The 311-nt window shown below is 70.7% G+C and carries 1 pseudogene; it reads right to left on the bottom strand.

Features of this window, described 5'->3' with window-relative positions:
- A pseudogene (locus NE591_RS13820) lies at nucleotides 1-311 on the bottom strand (hypothetical protein); the annotation flags it as partial.

Raw genomic sequence — 311 nt, 5'->3', positions numbered from 1 at the left:
CCCGCGTTCGCCAGCAAGCGTGCCATCGACGCCGCCCGCAAAGACAGCATTCGCCTCGGACGGAACGGCGCGCCCGCGTTCGCCGATGCGCACGCCGTCTACGGCCGCATCGGCGCTTGCATCGGCAGACACGTCGCCAGCACCACGTGCAGCAGCCGGAAAATCTTCCTCAAACCCCAGCAGGCGCACCTCGGGCGCCAGCTCGAGACCGGCACTCGCGAGCACCGCCGCGCGCACCCGCTCCATGAGCGCGCGCACGTCGGCGGCCGAAGCACCGCCGCGGTTCTCGATGAAGTTGCCGTGCACATCGG

The sequence above is a fragment of the Adlercreutzia sp. DFI.6.23 genome, from assembly GCF_024462535.1.
Lineage (GTDB): Bacteria > Actinomycetota > Coriobacteriia > Coriobacteriales > Eggerthellaceae > Adlercreutzia > Adlercreutzia rubneri.
Note: the sequence above shows the minus strand (reverse complement) of the source record. Positions and strands in the feature narration are given on the sequence as shown.